The organism is Patescibacteria group bacterium, assembly GCA_041667185.1.
GTDB lineage: Bacteria > Patescibacteriota > Patescibacteriia > SG8-24 > SG8-24 > JBAYFM01.
The window spans coordinates 41355-56284 of the sequence record JBAYFM010000003.1 but is presented as its reverse complement, the minus strand read 5'-3'; the positions used below and the strand labels follow the sequence as shown (position 1 = coordinate 56284).

The 14930-nt window shown below is 61.4% G+C and carries 19 protein-coding genes; 10 read left to right on the top strand and 9 right to left on the bottom strand.

All coding sequences use genetic code 11. The features are described from left to right. Window positions 1–145 precede the first annotated feature (145 nt). From amrB to fmt, 4 genes are all read left to right on the top strand, one after another. Entirely contained in the window at window positions 146–940 is a 795-nt protein-coding gene (amrB, locus tag WCT10_01620) for an AmmeMemoRadiSam system protein B (protein ID MFA6603523.1), read from the top strand. Between the two features lie 71 nt (window positions 941–1011). Beyond that, entirely contained in the window at window positions 1012–1293 is a 282-nt protein-coding gene (locus WCT10_01615) for a hypothetical protein (protein MFA6603522.1), read from the top strand. Between the two features lie 97 nt (window positions 1294–1390). After that, window positions 1391–1843 carry a peptide deformylase gene (def, locus tag WCT10_01610; GenBank protein ID MFA6603521.1) on the top strand — a complete coding sequence of 151 codons (453 nt, stop codon included), beginning with the start codon at window positions 1391–1393 and terminating at the stop codon, window positions 1841–1843. A gap of 6 nt (window positions 1844–1849) precedes the next feature. Then, window positions 1850–2815 carry a methionyl-tRNA formyltransferase gene (gene fmt, locus WCT10_01605; GenBank protein ID MFA6603520.1) on the top strand — a complete coding sequence of 322 codons (966 nt, stop codon included), beginning with the start codon at window positions 1850–1852 and terminating at the stop codon, window positions 2813–2815. On the opposite strand, the gene WCT10_01600 is transcribed toward fmt, so the two are convergent. From WCT10_01600 to WCT10_01580, 5 genes are read right to left on the bottom strand one after another with little or no spacing between them, the layout of a single operon-like run. Then, complete coding sequence (locus tag WCT10_01600) at window positions 2812–4404, bottom strand: O-antigen ligase family protein (GenBank protein ID MFA6603519.1); 1593 nt, start codon at window positions 4402–4404, stop codon at window positions 2812–2814. The two genes, fmt and WCT10_01600, sit on opposite strands and share 4 nt — an antisense overlap. Continuing rightward, entirely contained in the window at window positions 4401–5258 is an 858-nt protein-coding gene (locus tag WCT10_01595) for a glycosyltransferase family 2 protein (GenBank protein MFA6603518.1), read from the bottom strand. Before WCT10_01595 ends, WCT10_01600 begins: the two co-directional genes overlap by 4 nt. A 2-nt stretch (window positions 5259–5260) precedes the next feature. Further along, entirely contained in the window at window positions 5261–5989 is a 729-nt protein-coding gene (locus tag WCT10_01590) for a glycosyltransferase family A protein (GenBank protein ID MFA6603517.1), read from the bottom strand. 4 nt (window positions 5990–5993) lie between these two features. Continuing rightward, a complete protein-coding gene (locus tag WCT10_01585) occupies window positions 5994–7160 on the bottom strand; it encodes a glycosyltransferase family 4 protein (GenBank protein ID MFA6603516.1) in 1167 nt (388 codons plus the stop codon). Then, entirely contained in the window at window positions 7157–8623 is a 1467-nt protein-coding gene (locus WCT10_01580; GenBank protein ID MFA6603515.1) for a flippase, read from the bottom strand. The genes WCT10_01585 and WCT10_01580 overlap by 4 nt, the downstream gene beginning before the upstream one ends. Window positions 8624–8829: 206 nt before the next feature. Between WCT10_01580 and WCT10_01575 the strand changes: the two genes are divergently transcribed. Continuing rightward, window positions 8830–9330 (top strand): hypothetical protein, encoded by a 501-nt coding sequence (locus tag WCT10_01575; protein MFA6603514.1) that lies wholly within the window; start codon window positions 8830–8832, stop codon window positions 9328–9330. Further along, on the top strand, window positions 9327–9812 hold the full coding sequence (locus WCT10_01570; protein MFA6603513.1) for a hypothetical protein: 486 nt from the start codon (window positions 9327–9329) through the stop codon (window positions 9810–9812). Before WCT10_01575 ends, WCT10_01570 begins: the two co-directional genes overlap by 4 nt. A gap of 51 nt (window positions 9813–9863) precedes the next feature. Here WCT10_01570 and WCT10_01565 read toward each other — a convergent pair whose 3' ends face one another. Beyond that, entirely contained in the window at window positions 9864–10502 is a 639-nt protein-coding gene (locus WCT10_01565) for an NAD(P)H-dependent oxidoreductase (protein MFA6603512.1), read from the bottom strand. Window positions 10503–10770: 268 nt separating this feature from the next. Between WCT10_01565 and WCT10_01560 the strand changes: the two genes are divergently transcribed. Then, window positions 10771–11304, top strand: a complete 534-nt coding sequence (locus WCT10_01560) for a hypothetical protein (GenBank protein ID MFA6603511.1) — start codon at window positions 10771–10773, stop codon at window positions 11302–11304. Then, the gene (locus tag WCT10_01555; GenBank protein MFA6603510.1) at window positions 11274–11951 is read left to right on the top strand and encodes a hypothetical protein; all 678 of its coding nucleotides are present in this window, start codon (window positions 11274–11276) and stop codon (window positions 11949–11951) included. The genes WCT10_01560 and WCT10_01555 overlap by 31 nt, the downstream gene beginning before the upstream one ends. A 152-nt stretch (window positions 11952–12103) precedes the next feature. Here the strand turns inward: WCT10_01555 and WCT10_01550 are convergent, their stop codons facing one another. Then, window positions 12104–12604, bottom strand: a complete 501-nt coding sequence (locus WCT10_01550; GenBank protein MFA6603509.1) for a leucine-rich repeat domain-containing protein — start codon at window positions 12602–12604, stop codon at window positions 12104–12106. A 186-nt stretch (window positions 12605–12790) separates the two neighbouring features. Between WCT10_01550 and WCT10_01545 the strand changes: the two genes are divergently transcribed. Together WCT10_01545 and WCT10_01540 are read left to right on the top strand one after the other, a co-directional pair. Continuing rightward, window positions 12791–13357: a hypothetical protein gene (locus WCT10_01545; protein ID MFA6603508.1), complete on the top strand. Its 567-nt coding sequence runs from the start codon at window positions 12791–12793 to the stop codon at window positions 13355–13357. Window positions 13358–13474: 117 nt separating this feature from the next. Further along, window positions 13475–13801 carry a hypothetical protein gene (locus tag WCT10_01540; GenBank protein ID MFA6603507.1) on the top strand — a complete coding sequence of 109 codons (327 nt, stop codon included), beginning with the start codon at window positions 13475–13477 and terminating at the stop codon, window positions 13799–13801. Between the two features lie 175 nt (window positions 13802–13976). Here WCT10_01540 and rpsI read toward each other — a convergent pair whose 3' ends face one another. Then, complete coding sequence (gene rpsI, locus WCT10_01535; protein MFA6603506.1) at window positions 13977–14357, bottom strand: 30S ribosomal protein S9; 381 nt, start codon at window positions 14355–14357, stop codon at window positions 13977–13979. 200 nt (window positions 14358–14557) lie between these two features. Next, window positions 14558–14929, bottom strand: coding sequence for a 50S ribosomal protein L13 (rplM, locus tag WCT10_01530; protein MFA6603505.1), 372 nt, complete (start codon window positions 14927–14929; stop codon window positions 14558–14560). Between the last annotated feature and the right edge of the window lies 1 nt (window position 14930).

Below are 14930 nucleotides of genomic sequence, written 5' to 3'. Positions count from 1 at the left end.
CTTCACGCTTTCATCATACCCGAACAGAAACCGAACGTCAACTGGCGGCTGATGAATGTGGAAACGACAGCGCCAAACTAGACCTGACCGCTCGCCCGTCGCGGCTCTCCCTTGAAATTTAACGATGTGCTAAAATATCATCGTTATGTCGCTGGTCTTCACCTGCATCACCGCGCACACTCCCCTGCTCATGCCCACCGTGAGCAAGGAAAATTTGGCGTTGCTCGAGCAGACCAAAAAAGCCATGGAAAAACTGGAGCAGGACCTGTACCTGGCCCAGCCGGAGACGGTCCTCATCATCTCGCCGCACGGCGACATCCTGCCGGACGCCATCACGCTGAACGCCAACCCCGAGTACGTCACCAATTTCGAAGAGTTCGGCGACCTCGTGACCAAGCAGCGCTGGAAGTCCGACTTCATGCTCATCGACCGCATCCGCGAGGATTTCAAGATCAAGCACCTGCCGCTCGCGCTCATGAGTTCCGAAGCGCTGGATTACGGTATGAGCGTCCCCTTGTGCTACCTCACGGCCCATCTGCCGCAGATCAAGATCGCCCCGCTCCTGACTTCGCAGCTCGACCTCAAGACCCACTACGAACTGGGCCGGCAATTGAAGGACGAACTCATGAGCTCGACCAAACGCATCGCGGTCATCGCTTCGGCCGACCTGTCGCATCGCGTGGGTCCGCAGTCACCAGCCGGTTATTCGCCGCGCGGCGAAGAGTTGGACGCCAAGATCCGCGAACTCGTCGAAAAGGATCAGCTCCGCGGATTGCTCGACATCGACGCGGCCTGGAGCGACGAAGCCAAAGCCTGCGGCATGAACGTCCTCGCGGTGCTGGCCGGCATCATGGACGACGTCAAACACCAGACCGAGATCATCTCTTACGAAAAACCGTTCGGCGTGGGCTACCTCGTGGCCGGCATGCGCATCACCTGAGTGCGTCCGGTCCGCAGCGCTGCCGCCGACGGCCCGTCCCGGGCTTTTTTACAATGGATCTCTCACGGGATATGGAAGGCATCAAGCAGACCCTCGAGGCCAGACTGAAGCAGAAGGCCAACACCAACATCCATTCGGACATTCACGCGCTGACCGACGAGGTCAGCTCGTATTTCGGCGAACGCAAAAAATTCGGGATGTATCTGGGCGTCATCAAGCGCGTCGGCGCGGCGCGGGCGCGAGTGATCTTCTCCGAGGTCAGGGACAGCAACGCCAAAGACCCGGCGAAACTTTTCTTCTGGAAATGCCGCAAGACCAGCTTGGCGGCGCCGCCGGGCCTGCCCAAGCGCTGAGTCTTTACAAACGCGCCTGAAAATGCTATCCTGCGATGACGTTCTGGCGAAAACCGATACCCTTTTCTGAGCCAGAACAAGCTAAAATACGACAACTATGGCGATAAGAAAAGTAGTCGTTGAAGGCGATCCGGTGCTCCGGGTACGGGCCGAAGAAGTGCCGCCGGAGTCTTTTGGTACCGCAGACCTGGCTCAACTCGTCGACGACCTCATCGAGACCATGCGTTCCGCGAACGGCGTCGGCATCGCCGCGCCGCAGATCGGCGTCAGCCTCCGGGTCTTCATCGCCGACAGCTCCGACGGACCGGTGGCGCTCGCGAATCCCGTCATCACCGGACACTCCGCGAAGACCGTGACCGAAGAGGAAGGCTGTCTGTCCGTGCCCGGCCAATTCGGCCAGGTGCCGCGCTACCGCTCGCTCGAGGTCGAAGCCCGGGCCATCGACGGTAGCAGACTGAAATTCACGGCCGAAGGTTTTTTCGCCCGCGTGCTGCAGCATGAGAACGACCACCTCGACGGCGTCCTCTTCATCGACCGCCTGAAAAAATAGTTTCCTATGATCGAGCCTCTGGGTATCGTCTATTTCGGCAGCAGCGAATTCGCCGTGCCGCCGCTCGAGGCCCTGGCCGCGGCTCCGGACCGCTACCGGCTGCTCGCCGTCGTGACCCAGCCCGACCGCCCGGCCGGACGCTCCGGAATGCTCAAGCCCAGCCCGATCAAGACCTTCGCCGAGAGCCGCGGCTGGACCATCCTCCAGCCGGAGAAGGTCCGGCGCGACCAGGCTTTCAGCGACCGCCTCGCCGGACTCCGGCCGGATCTTTTTGTCGTGGCCGCCTACGGCCAGATCCTGCCGGTCGCGTTGCTCGCGATCCCGCGTCTCGGCGCGCTCAACCTGCACGGGTCCCTCCTGCCCAAATATCGCGGCGCCTCGCCGATCCAAGCCGCCATCATGGCCGGCGAAAAAAAGACCGGCGTGAGCCTCATGGTCATGGATGAGCTGATGGACCATGGTCCGGTCGTCGCGACCGCCGAGGTCGACATCGGACCAGAGACCACTTTCCGCTCCCTGCAGGCCGATCTCGCGACTGTGGCGTCCAGACTGCTCATCGACAAGATCGACTTATACGCGGATGGCGCGCTCCCGGCCCTAGCCCAAGATCACGCGGCGGCCACCGCCACCAAGATCATCACCAAAGAGAATGGACTGATCGCCTGGAAAGACGAGACCGCCGCGGAGATCGAACGGAAGATCCGGGCGTTCGCGACCTGGCCGCAGGCATACGCCGTCTGGCAGCGCCGCGGCAAACCGCTCAGATTCAAGATTCTCTGGGGCGAAGTGGCGGACGAGTCAGCCGGCGTAGCGCCGGGCGTTGTCTTCCGCGCCGCTTCCGGTTATCCGGCCGTGAACGCCAAAAAACAGGCCTTGGTGCTGCTCAAGGTCCAATTTGAGGGCAAGACTGCGGTCGACGGACGCGCGATCCTGAACGGCTATCCGGACCTGATCGGCTCGAGACTGGACTAGAGGATCTCCGGCCGGATTTCCGCGTCCGCGGAAATGGACTTCTGGGAATTTTGCGCTCCGAAACCCGCGAGCAGCATCAGGATGCCGATGCCCAGAGGATGATTCAGATACGGGCTGAAGACGTTGGTCGCGAGGATGGCGGCCATGGCAGTGAGCAGCGCGACGGCCAGCAGGGCCGTTTTTTGTTGCACTTCATCCGGCACCGCTTCCTGGACCGTCCGGTCGAGCGGCGCGGCGAGCAAGCGCATGATCCGCCAGAGCCACCAGCCGTAGACCGCGAGCCCCAAGAGGCCGAACTTGATCCAGAGATCGTGGTAACCCCACTCGAAAGCGAACGTCGTGTAAGCGCCGGTCGGATTGGTCGAGAGCAGGCGCGGATCGCTGGTCGTATAAGTGACGGTCGTGCCGAAGCCCGAACCCGCGAACGGATGGCGCAGGCCGGCTTTCATGAGTTCCGGCAGCAGCACCCAGCGGCTGTTCGCCGCGGCTTCGCCGCTCACGGAGAAGGCACGGCCGCCGAGGAACGACGCCCAGGCCACGTCCGCGCCCTTGCGCGGGAACGGGATCGAGTAGACCGCGACGATGAGCGCGACGGCGGCGATCGCGGTCCCGGCCGAGATCAGCGCAAGGCGTTTCCAGAAAGCCGTCGGCAGCCGCAGCCGCGCCAGGAGGATGGCCAGCGCGATGACCGCGACGAAACCGCCGAACCAAAAACTGCGCGACAGACTCATCACGAGCCCGGTCGCCGCGAAAACCCCCAGGATCAGGGATTCGGTTCGGCCGCTGTCTTTCTCTTTGCCGGCCGCCGCCGCGAAGAGCAGGAGGCCGAAGATCGCCGCGAGCGAAAAGACGAACGACTGGAAAAATATCCGGTAGAAGTCCCCCGTCATGATGGTGATCTCGCCCACGCGCGTGTCGCGGACCCAGGTGTAGAGCGGCGAAGCGACGACAAAGATCCGGTGCGAAAAGAAATACAGCACCGCCAGGGCTTTGATGATCGAAGTCGTCACGGCCGCCGCCAGGAGACCCGCGATCCGCGCCGGCAGTTCGCGGTCGCGCAGCTGCTCGATGAAGAGCGGGAACAGCGCGAAATAGGCGTAACCGTTGGCATCGAAAAAGACGTCATCGAACTGATTGCCGCGCAAGATGCCGTTCACGGCGCTCGCCGCGAAGACGGCTAAAAGCGCGAGATAAGGCCAAAATAAGCCCGCTCGGCGCATATCCGTAAGCCATTCCAGGGACTTCAGGTCGCCGCGCCGCCGCACGAGCGTCGCCACGGTCCGCGCCAGCCAGGCGCCGAACACGACCAGAAACAACCCGATGCGCAAGGAAACGTACAGCCCGGAACCGGCGCCGAACGAAAAAAGATAACCGCCCTGCGAACCGATGAATAGTTCCGCGAGCAGGATCAGGAAAGCCAGGCCTGGGCGCAGCAGGGCCAGGACAGCGACGAGACCGATGATGATGAAGAAACCGCTGTCCGCGAACGGCGGCAAAAGCAGGCCGCAGAACGACAGGATCTCCGCGAGGACCAGGAGCGGGACCGCGGCACGGAAAGTCTGACGGATGACGGTCAGGCGTTCGTTCATAACTTTTTGGCGGCAACGCGCGCTCCGGCGACGGCCAGCAGCATGGAGAGCGGATGCAGCAGGAGCAGGACCAGCCAAGCCGGACGCCCGTGGTGTTTCAGGAAATAGCGGCGGCCGCTCGCGTTGAAGATCCGCTGCTTGCGCGGCGCCAGCAGCTGACCGAAACTCTCGCCGCCGTGATGCAGCACGGACGCTTCGGGCGTATACCAGGTCTGATGACCTCTCTCGGCCGCCGTCTTGCAGAAATCCACTTCCTCGAACCAGATGAAATAACCGGCGTCGAGCGGACCGATGTCCTCGAGCAGCGACCGGCGGAACATCAAAGCCGCGCCCATCACCTGATCGCAGGCCGACGCCCGGGAATAATCAAAATCCGCGGCCAGATAACGCTTCACGCCCGGCAGCCCAGGCCACAGCCGATGTAATTTCAAAGTGATTGCCGCCTGGACCCCGAGCGTCGGGAAATGCCGGACCGAAGGCTGAAGCGAGCCGTCGGCGTTCACGAGTTTTGGGCCGCAGATGGCCGCCTGCCGCTCGCGCCGCATGAAGGTGACCAGCTTCTGGAGCGCGCCGTCCCGGATCTCCGTGTCGGGATTCAGAAGCAGGATGAACTCGCCGCGGCTGCGGGCGATCGCCTCGTTATTGGCGGCCGCGAAACCGAGATTGCGGTTGCTGGCGATGAGATCCGCCTGCGGAAACTTTTTCGCGACCATCTCGACCGAGCCGTCGCGCGAATCGTTGTCCACGATCAGGACCTCGAACTCGATCCCGGAAGTCTCCAGGTAAACCGAAGCCAGGCACTTCTCGAGCAGATCGCGGACCTTCCAGTTCACGATGACGATGCTCAGATCCATAACTACGGCAGCTTATGTTTGGCCCGCATGATGCGCTCGGCTTCCAGGAACTTCTCCACGGTCGCGATGCGGATGCCGAATTTCCGCCAAGGTATGCGATAAAAAATACCCGGCACCCAGGTGCTGATGCCGCCCTGGTGCGGGATGGCCTTGAACAGGATCTCCGGAATCCAGACGCCGACATGGCCCTGTTCGAGCATGGTGAGCCACAGATCCCAGTCCTGCAGCCGCCGGATCTTCTCGTCGAAACGCGGAAAATGTCCGCGGCGCAAGAGCGAGGTCGTGTGAATGTAATTCATCTGCCGCAGTTTGGCGGCGTCGAACGACCAGAGCCGGAAGACCTTCCAGCCGAAACGGAACGACGAGTAGACGTAGGAAGCGCCGGGATTCGCGCGCAAGGTCCGGAGCATTGTTTCGAGCATGTCCGGCCGCATGACGATGTCCGCGTCGCAGAACAGCACGAAGTCGCCGACCGACGCGTCGAAGCCGCGATTCCGCGCCGCGTTGCCGCCGCGGTTCTCCTGATTGATGAGCTGGATCCGGTCGAGAAACGGCCGTAGCTCCTCCAGAGTGTTGTCCGTCGAACCGTCGTTCACGACGATGATCTCGTGATCCTTGAATGTCTGATCAAGAATGCTCCGCAGGCACTCGGCGATCTCGCCGCCGTGCTGATAGGACGGGATCACGATACTGACGGTCGGACGCGCTGTATTCGGTTTCAGCTCGGTCATAGGATCATTGTTTAACGTCAGCCGTCCCGAGGGCCGTTTCCAGAGCCCGAGTAAATTTGGCCGCCTGTTTTTCCCAGGTGAATTCCTCGCGCACGCGCGCCCGGCCGCGGTCGCCCAGACGCCGGCGCAGTCCGGGATCGTCCATCAGCCGGCCGACGGCGTAAGCGGCTCCGGAATGGTCGTCAGGCTCCACGAGCAGGCCAGTCTCGCCGTCGAGCACAGCGTCAGGCACGCCGGCCGTCCTGGACGCGATCGCCGGCAAGCCGAACAAGTTGGCTTCCAGATAGACGATGCCGAACCCCTCGATGTCCGGCCCGAGGCTTCGCGGCAGCAGCATGAAAGCGTGGGCGGCGGCATAGAGCTCGGCGAGTTCCTCGTCGCTCACGATGCCAGTGAAGACCACCCGGTCGGCCGCGTCGAGCTCGACGCTCAAGGCCTGCAACGTCGGTTTTTCCGGACCGTCGCCGACGATCACCAACCGCACCTGCCGGCCGGACCGCTTCAGCTCAGCGACCGCCTTGATTGCCGTATCAAAACCTTTGCGTTTCACCAGCCGCCCGACCGAGATCAGGGTGAAATCCTTGCTCAAGCCGTATTTGACGCGGATTGCGGCGACTCGGGACTCGACGACGTCGGTCTGGGGCTGGAATTGCGGGCACGGATGGACGATGGTAATCCTGCTTTTGGCCGCGCCCAAAGTCTCGGCAAGTCGGGCTGTGTACGAGCTGTTCGCGACCACGAGCGCGGCATTAGCGACGACACGGCTCGCGGAGCGGCGTTTGGAGCCGCGGGCGGCGAGCGCTAAAGCGGCGTCCATGCCGTGGATGATGACCGCGTACGGGACGCGCCGAAAACGCCGCATCAGATCGGCGACGAGTCCCATGGGCAGCAGATGGCTCACGATGATGGCTTCCGGCCGGCCTTCTTTACGGCAGAACCAGTCGGTCCAATAAAGAGCGCCGAGCCAGCGCGGCCGAATCCAGCCCGGCAACAGCTGACGGCGATAGATCGGAGCCTGGCATCGCATATCGGTCTCGTGCGTCTTGGGACAAACGTCCGCCATGACCTGCGTCCGACCGGCCGGCAGACTCTCCACGAGCCGCGACAGATAGACCGCAATGCCGCCGATCTGCGGCGGATATTCCAGAGTGACGAAAAGAAGCGGCTTCATGAGACGATGTCGGACACCCCTCCCCTGCCCCGGCGCAGGAAAAGATTCATGATGTTCTTCGCTTCGGTCCAGGTGATGATGCGGAGCTGGAAGACCAGGGCGGCGTAGACCAGGGCGCCGAGTGGCACCATGAACGCCAAGGACGCCGCGCCATCGAGCAACTCGACGATGATCCCCATGGCGGCGCCGGCGATGGCGATCCGGCCGATGATGGAGAGGAGCCGCTGCTTATCGATGACCACGACGCGCGAGGCGAAATAGAACGCCAGGCCGAAGAGGGCGGCGTTGCCGATGAGGGCCGACCAGGCGGCGCCCACGGCCTCGAACCGCGGGATCAGGAAGACGTTCAGGATAATGTTGCCGATCATGGTCACGCCCATGACCGTCGTGTTCTGGGACTGGCGGTCGCAAGCGTTGAGCAGCGAGCCGCAGGGCCAGTACAGGAAAGCGAAGACGAGCGAGAAGATGAGGATCTGGAGCGGCAGGACCGATTTGTCATAGGCCGGACCGTAGACCAGGTGGATGATGGGGCCGGCAAGCACGAACGTACCGACCGTGAGCGGCACGACCACGAGCAGCAGATATTTGATGGCGGTCATGAAAACAGCGGCCAGTTTGGCGCGATCTTTGACGTAATATTCGCTCATGGCCGGATAGATCGCGGCGGCGAAAGCCATGGGCAGGAATTGGAAAGCGAACGTGAGCTTGTAGCCGACCGAATAGTAGCCGACCGCTTCCTCGGAAACGAGGCGTGAGAGCATCACGGAATCGATGTAGGAGTAGACGCGCGAGAAGATGCCGGCGAACGCAAAAGGCAAAGCGACCTGCCCGAAGAATCTGATGACCGCCTCGTCGAAGCGCAGGATCGGCTTCACGCCGAACTGCCGGTTGAGGATCCAGGCGGCCCAAGCCACGTTCCAGATGCTGCCACAGAGGAGGGCGATGACGAGCGACACGAGCGGCAGTTTCAGTAGGACGAAGACGATGCCGGTCGTGATGATCACGGCTTGGCCGGTCACGACGCCGATGGCCTCGTAGCGCAGGTTCTGGAAGCCGCGCATGACCGCGTAGAGCACGAGGTGGATCGAGTCGAGCACCATGACGCCGGCGGCGACGGTGATGAGGAGCCGGGTCTCGGCCGGATAGCCGATGAGCCGCGAGACCAGGAGGACCGCCGCGACCGTGAGCACGCCCAGGACAGCCTTGAGGCCGAGGACGTTGGCGAGGAGTTTCTGGGCGTTCTCCGGAACCTTGGCGACCTCGCGGACGAGGACGTTGGCGAGGCCGAGATCGACGAAGATCGAAAAGATGGTGGTGAAGGAGACGGCGACGAAATAGCGGCCGGTCCCCTCGACGCCGACCGAGCGCGCGACGATGGTGAAATAGATGAACGCCAAGATCTTCTGCCCGACGGAAGCAGATAACAAATAGGCCGTATTTTTTGCAACACGCCCCTCAGCCATACGCAGGAATTGTAGTCGTTTCAGCCTGATCCGGCAACCCTGGCGGCTGTGGGTGATTCAGACGAAAATATGGCCTGGTTGGGCCGGATTTTACCGACCGCTAAATACTTGAATCAACCCACATTGACACCCGGCGGTCGCGGCCTTAATATGCGGGGGCTGTCCGAAAAATCGGGCAACATACAGACAACCGACAGGAGGAACGCATGAAACGAACCGCTCTTTACATCCTCGCTCTGACTCTGGCGGTCATCGGCGCCGCGCCCGCGCGGGCTCAGGCTCCGACCACCATGGACGAGTTCAAGGCCGTGGTCCTGGACTCGATCCAAACCGGCCAAGCGCTGGCCGTGGTCGAATCGAACATCGTCGACGTCACGATCCGCTGGGACCACTTCCTGAAGCGGGTCGAGGCGCACCAGACCAACCGGTGCTACTTCGAACCCGGCCACCCGGAACAATGCGCCGCCTACGATCAAGAAGCCCGCAATCTTCAAACCGAGGGCCAAAATCTGATCACCGAACACGACGGCTACGTGGCCCAGCGAGGCTTCCTGACCACCCACTTCGGCGTCAACATGGCGCGGTTGCGGCTGGCCGAGTTCTTCGGAACGTTCGGGCCTTGGGTGGAGCGCGTCAAGAACTGTTCGTTCCAGCAATGGGAGGTCGCCACCAAGTGTCTGATCGACGCCTGGGAGGAACACCCGTGAAACTACTGATCCGGACCCAGTGCTTCGCCGTCGCCGCCGCGCTCGGCGGGTATGCGATCGCCTGCATGTGCGGCGCCCGACCGATCATGGCGCTCATCGCGGCACTTCTGCCGATCTTCGCGGTCGTCGGCATCTCGGCCAAGCCGACCCAGCTCTGGGCGGTCACGGCCACAGCCTTCGTCGCCTGGCTGAACGGCGCTTACGGCCTCACCGGCCACAACGTCACGACCGATGTCGTCCTCATCATGGCGGCGGTCTCGGCCGCGATCGTCGCGATCTTCTTCGCGCCGATCATGAAGAGCGACCTGAAGCTCGGCTACCTCTGGGTGCTGGCTTCCCTGCTCCTCGAAGGCGCGGCCATCGGGTGCTCGTTCGGCTTCGACTCACCTCTTCCGACTCTCGCCGGCCTCGCGGCTCTCTATGGCCTTTATCGGCTCCACGCTGCGGCGGCCAAAACCGCCGGCTCCGACGCCGACGGCTGACCGACCGATCGATCGGCCCATCTCCTGGGCCGGTTTTTTTAATATGCCGTTTCAACCATTGATCTCGATGACGACCTTTTCCTTCGGGAAACGGACTTTGGCCTCGGCCGCGTGTTTATCCTCCGGCGAACGGTAGCCCAAAGCGACCGCGAGCCGCGACTCGAGGTCCAGCTCCTTGAATCCGAGGATCTCGTCGAATTTCTTGGCGTCGAAGCCCTCTAGCGGGGTCGCGTCAATCTGTTCATGACCGGCCGCAGTCAGAAGGACGCCGAGGGCGACGTAGACCTGGCGGGTGGACCATTCCAGGATCGACTCCGGAGAGCGGCCCCGTAGGATGTCTCGTATCTGATTGCGTGGACCCTTCAAGGCTTCGGGCGCGAGTCCGCGAGCGACGGCCATGGAACGGATGTATTCCTCGACGTACGCACCATCGAGATCGCGGCGGACCGCCAGGATGACCAAATGCGAGGCATCCGTGAACGACGACTGGTCATATCCGGCCACGCGAAGCCTAGCCCGGACGGCCGGATCGCGTACGACGACGAACTTCCAGGGCTGGAGGCCGTACGATGACGGGGACAATCGCAAGGCTTCGAGCAGTATCTCGAACTTTTCAGTCGACAACTTCTTCTTAGGATCGTAGATCTTGGTCGCGTAGCGCCAGTTCAGCGCTTCGATGATGTCATGCATAAGATATTAGATGAGATGACTGGAATCGTCCCATTAATATAGCAGAGATCGCCGCTATGAACACCCAAGCCTCGGCGTAGGGTCGCTTTCAGGGAGTACTAAAATTAAAAAGGGATGCTTACCCAACAATAAAAAGGCGTTTTGACGACCCGAAATGGCGAGCTGTCGACCATTGACTTTTGAGCTTAAATCTGGTAAAGAGAATGCGGACATGATCCTTAACAATCCGTTGAACCGTTGTACGGTGGCGGGTAGGGGGCACGGTGCCATGAAAACCTCGACTCTGCTCGTTGTACTGGGTTTAGGGACGGCCTGGACCGCTCCGGCGGCAGCTTATGAGAACAGTTCGCTTTTTGACAAGCGGGCTGTGGCCGCCGCTGGCGGCAGTTACGCCGCCATGAACGGCGGAGCCTTCCTCGCCGCGCGCGTGCGCTACATCCCGAACGTGCCGTTCGCGCTGGAAGCGAATCTCTACGCGCCCTACGGACTCGGTCTGGGTCTGCTCCTGGACGTCTATCGCGGCGAAGAATTGCGCGTCCACGCTTTCGACCTGGGCGTGTTCGGAAACCTACCCTGGGCAAAAGTGAATCATCCCAAGATCGACCGACTCTTCGACCTGACCATCGGCTGCGGGATCGAATGGAAGATCAGCGGGCGCCACATCATCTCCGTGGACTGGCGCGCCTTTCTGGCTGATCCGACCTCTGTGCCGCTCTACTACGGCAATTACGCCCTGTCCATCTACAAAGACGCACTGATCGGAGGCCAGCTATGGCTCGGTTACGTTTTCGACCTGAATTGAACAGCGCGCTCCGGCTGATCCTGCCGCTCGCGGCCGTCCTGTCCGCCTGCGGCCGGGACCTGCCGCTCGAAATCGTGATCGAAGACGCCTGGACCGGAATGGAACTCGAGAGCATCGAGCAAGCGATCGCCGAATGGAATTCGGCGGCCGGCTCAAGACTGAGCCGGCCCGGACCAGTGCTCGTCGTCACCGGCCGGACCGCGGACACTTTCCACCTTCACGATCTGGAGGACGATCAGCACGTCATCTACCGCATCAGCGAGACGACGCCGGATTTTCTGGAGCTCGAATCGGTGACCGGCGAAGGACGCGGCTATGGGACCTACGGCGACGTCCTGATCTCCGCCAACCACGGACCTCTGCTGCCTTGGTACTGCGCCGAGGATACGTACTACCAGGAAAGGCCGGATGGCGACTACGAGGCCTATCTCCTCGAATACGGCGCTGACCGGCTCCACGCGGACTGCGTCGCGTTCCTGCGCCCGCTCGTGCTCCACGAATTGGGACATTTCATCGGCCTGGCCCACTTCGAAAACCGGCCCGGCATCATGAACAGCGGCGAGTATGTCACGGGCATAGCCGTGCTCGAGACCCACCTGACCGAGGCTGACCTGGATGAATTCTGCCTCGTCTACGACTGCGACTGACTCCCAGCGCCCGCACTTCTGCGGGCGTTTTTTTATCCCCTTCCCCCGCTGGTGCCTGACACCAAAACATGTCATTCGCGAACGACGCGGCTCCGCCGAAAACCCCGGGGTTTCAGCCCGGGGAGTCTTCATTTCATTTCGTCAGCGCCGCTTCACTTGATGATGATCACGGCGTTCGGCAAGCCTTGCCGGATGTACTCGAGATCAGCCGCGGAATAAGGATTTCCGGCGAGATTCAAGGTCCGCAGTTTCGACAGGTTGCGGAGTTCGTTCGGCAAACCCGTCAACTGGTTATTGGACAGATCCAGCACCTCTAGGTCGCGCAATTGTCCGACTTCGGCCGGTAGGCCGGTCATCTCATTGTTGCTCAGATTCAGCGTCTTCAATTTTTGCAGCAGCCTGATCTCCGCGGGAATGGCCCCGGTCAGACGATTATTCGACAGGTCGAGCACCTCCAACCCGGTCCGACCGAAGACATCGGCCGGCACCTTGGTCAGGCCCTGATTGCTCAGATCCAGAAAAGCGGCGGTCCGGACGACCTGGTCTCTTGACGCGGCCTGGTCGCCGGAAATCATCGTCGTCGTCTTGCCGCACCCGGCTCCCACGAGCACCAAAGCCGCGGCCATGACCAGGAGCGCGATATTCTTATTCATATATCCGTTTGAACATTTATTAGATGAACCGAACGTGATCCATTTTACCATAGTTTAAGTATATCCGGAGGCACCCAGCGGTTCCGACTGAGCGATAACTTGACCTCTAGCCGTATTTTAGCTATATATTTGTTCATCCTGACCGTAAACACCAAGTACTTTCACAACCCAACGAAAGGTCAGATCATGACAACGAAACCGTACGATACCGCCGAAGGGATAGCCAAATACCTGACCGACCTCGAGGGTCTCAACCGGCTCATCGACGACCGCTTCCGGGCCGGCTACAAGCGGCATGAGCGGCTGAACGACTTCGTGATCCTCGGGCGCTGGACCACCGACTCCTGCGGTAACTTCAGCCGGATCACCGGCAAGAATATCCCTAAAGAGATGGTCCTGGGTCTGCCCGATGTCCTGCCGCAAAAGGAACTCTGGAACTACTTGCCGGCCAATACGTGGATCGAGGTCGCCCTCGAGGTCCCCGCGCCGCCGCGATCCATTTGCTGTGCGCACTGCGGCGAATACTGGAGTCTGGCCGATTGCCACGACTTCCACGCCACCTGCGACACCAAGGTCGTCGACCTCACCCGATTCGTCGGCCAGACGCTCGGCGAGGTCAAAATAGTCTTCGCCCGCCGGCGCGCTGCCGAGTACTTCATCCAATCGGGCGGCAGTTCGATCCGCAACGATCGCTTCATCGATATGCGGTCGGATCCGAAGTATCCGGATGCGAAGATCAACAAACTCGGCTAGGTCGGCGAACGCGAGGGTATCGACGACGACTACGTCATTCAGCCCGGCGACGAAGCACTCTTCAACGTTCGGCGCTACTATCACCGCAAGTGCAATCGCCAGCACCGCGAGCAGGAGATGCGACAATATTTTAGCGAGATCCTCCAAGCCGCCGGTTACGGCGACGCCAAGCTCGAAGCCATCCCCAACGGCTACTGCGACTGCGAGCGCTGCGCCCCGTGGTTCAAGTTCCGGATGCACCTGGGCGAGATCACCATCGGCTGGCGCAAGAGCGTCATCAGCATCGACTGGTCGGACACGCGCCAGAATCTGCACCGGCTGTTCTATGGCGAGAACGTGACCAAGGGCGAGTACTACATCCACGCCCACGGCAAGGAAAAGGCCGTCGACTACCTCATGCGCATCTGGCTGGTCTTCTTCCGACGCGAAGCACCCACCGAATAGTTCCTTTCCTCGATATCGATCCCGACGACGCCTCGGCCGTCGGGATTTTTATTTCGGTGTCTTTTTTTGATCAGGTGCCAGGCATCCGCGGGGAGCCAGACACCCGATCGATGCCAGGCACCTGATCGATATATCAAAACTCCCGGCCTCACGGCCGGGAATTTCAGTTCTGCTGTTAGCGCTTGGCCCACTGCGGTCCTTTGCGCGCTTTCTTCAAACCGTACTTCTTGCGCTCCTTCTCGCGCGGATCGCGAGTCATGAAGCCCATCGGTTTCAGGGTCTTGCGGAACTCCTCGTTCATCTTCACGAGCGTCCGCGAAATGCCGTGCCGGGCGGCTCCGGCCTGGGCGGCCATGCCGCCGCCGATGGCCTTGAGATCGATATTGACCTTGTCATCAAGGCCGACAGCCTTGAGCGGGGCCATGACCGTGCTCTGCAGAACGTCGGTGGTGAAATATTCCTTCAAAGGTTTGCCGTTCACTTTGATCTCGCCCTTGCCGTTCGAATACAGTCTAGCCTGAACGGTGGCGCGCTTGCGGCGACCCAGGGCGTAGATGTAACCGGAAGCTCCAGCGACGGCAGCGGCCGGTTTCTCAACGACGACCGGAGCAGCGATCTTCACCGCGACCTCGGCTTCGACGACGACTTCCGGCTTCTTGACGGCCGGTTTCTTGGCGGCGGCCGGTTTCTTCGGAGCGGCTTTCTTGACAGCCGGTTTGGCGGTCTCGGGTTTCTTGGTGGCAGTCATAGGTGGTACTACTCTTTAGCGACCGTGAGCCGCTTCATCCGGTCCTTGCGCTGGCGATTCTTCGGCAGCATGTTCCAGACGGTCCGGCGCAGCACCTCGGCCGGGCTCCTGGCGAGCACATCCTTGAGCTGACGCTCCCGCATGCCGCCCGGGTAGCCGGAGTAATGATAATAGATCTTCTGGTCCAGCTTCTTGCCGGTGAACTTCAGCTTGCTGATATTCTTGACCTCGACCGCGACGCCGGAATCGATCCGCGGCTCGTAGCCCGGATCCCGCTTACCCTGAAGCAGCTGCGAAACTTCGGTCGCGAGGCGGCCGACGCTCTGGCCGGCGGCGTCGAGGGTGACGGTCTTGCTCTTTTTGACGGTAGTGCGTGCCATA

Bases quoted from the DNA above. Each gene is read 5' to 3' on its own strand.
- def (MFA6603521.1), top strand. From the start codon at position 1,391: ATGGCGATAAGAAAAGTAGTCGTTGAAGGCGATCCGGTGCTCCGGGTA.
- WCT10_01540 (MFA6603507.1), top strand. From the start codon at position 13,475: ATGCGACAATATTTTAGCGAGATCCTCCAAGCCGCCGGTTACGGCGAC.
- WCT10_01555 (MFA6603510.1), top strand. From the start codon at position 11,274: ATGGCTCGGTTACGTTTTCGACCTGAATTGAACAGCGCGCTCCGGCTG.
- fmt (MFA6603520.1), top strand. From the start codon at position 1,850: ATGATCGAGCCTCTGGGTATCGTCTATTTCGGCAGCAGCGAATTCGCC.
- WCT10_01590 (MFA6603517.1), bottom strand. From the start codon at position 5,989: ATGACCGAGCTGAAACCGAATACAGCGCGTCCGACCGTCAGTATCGTG.
- amrB (MFA6603523.1), top strand. From the start codon at position 146: ATGTCGCTGGTCTTCACCTGCATCACCGCGCACACTCCCCTGCTCATG.
- WCT10_01560 (MFA6603511.1), top strand. From the start codon at position 10,771: ATGAAAACCTCGACTCTGCTCGTTGTACTGGGTTTAGGGACGGCCTGG.
- WCT10_01580 (MFA6603515.1), bottom strand. From the start codon at position 8,623: ATGGCTGAGGGGCGTGTTGCAAAAAATACGGCCTATTTGTTATCTGCT.
- WCT10_01565 (MFA6603512.1), bottom strand. From the start codon at position 10,502: ATGCATGACATCATCGAAGCGCTGAACTGGCGCTACGCGACCAAGATC.
- WCT10_01600 (MFA6603519.1), bottom strand. From the start codon at position 4,404: ATGAACGAACGCCTGACCGTCATCCGTCAGACTTTCCGTGCCGCGGTC.
- rplM (MFA6603505.1), bottom strand. From the start codon at position 14,929: ATGGCACGCACTACCGTCAAAAAGAGCAAGACCGTCACCCTCGACGCC.
- WCT10_01545 (MFA6603508.1), top strand. From the start codon at position 12,791: ATGACAACGAAACCGTACGATACCGCCGAAGGGATAGCCAAATACCTG.
- WCT10_01615 (MFA6603522.1), top strand. From the start codon at position 1,012: ATGGAAGGCATCAAGCAGACCCTCGAGGCCAGACTGAAGCAGAAGGCC.
- WCT10_01595 (MFA6603518.1), bottom strand. From the start codon at position 5,258: ATGGATCTGAGCATCGTCATCGTGAACTGGAAGGTCCGCGATCTGCTC.
- WCT10_01585 (MFA6603516.1), bottom strand. From the start codon at position 7,160: ATGAAGCCGCTTCTTTTCGTCACTCTGGAATATCCGCCGCAGATCGGC.
- WCT10_01575 (MFA6603514.1), top strand. From the start codon at position 8,830: ATGAAACGAACCGCTCTTTACATCCTCGCTCTGACTCTGGCGGTCATC.
- WCT10_01550 (MFA6603509.1), bottom strand. From the start codon at position 12,604: ATGAATAAGAATATCGCGCTCCTGGTCATGGCCGCGGCTTTGGTGCTC.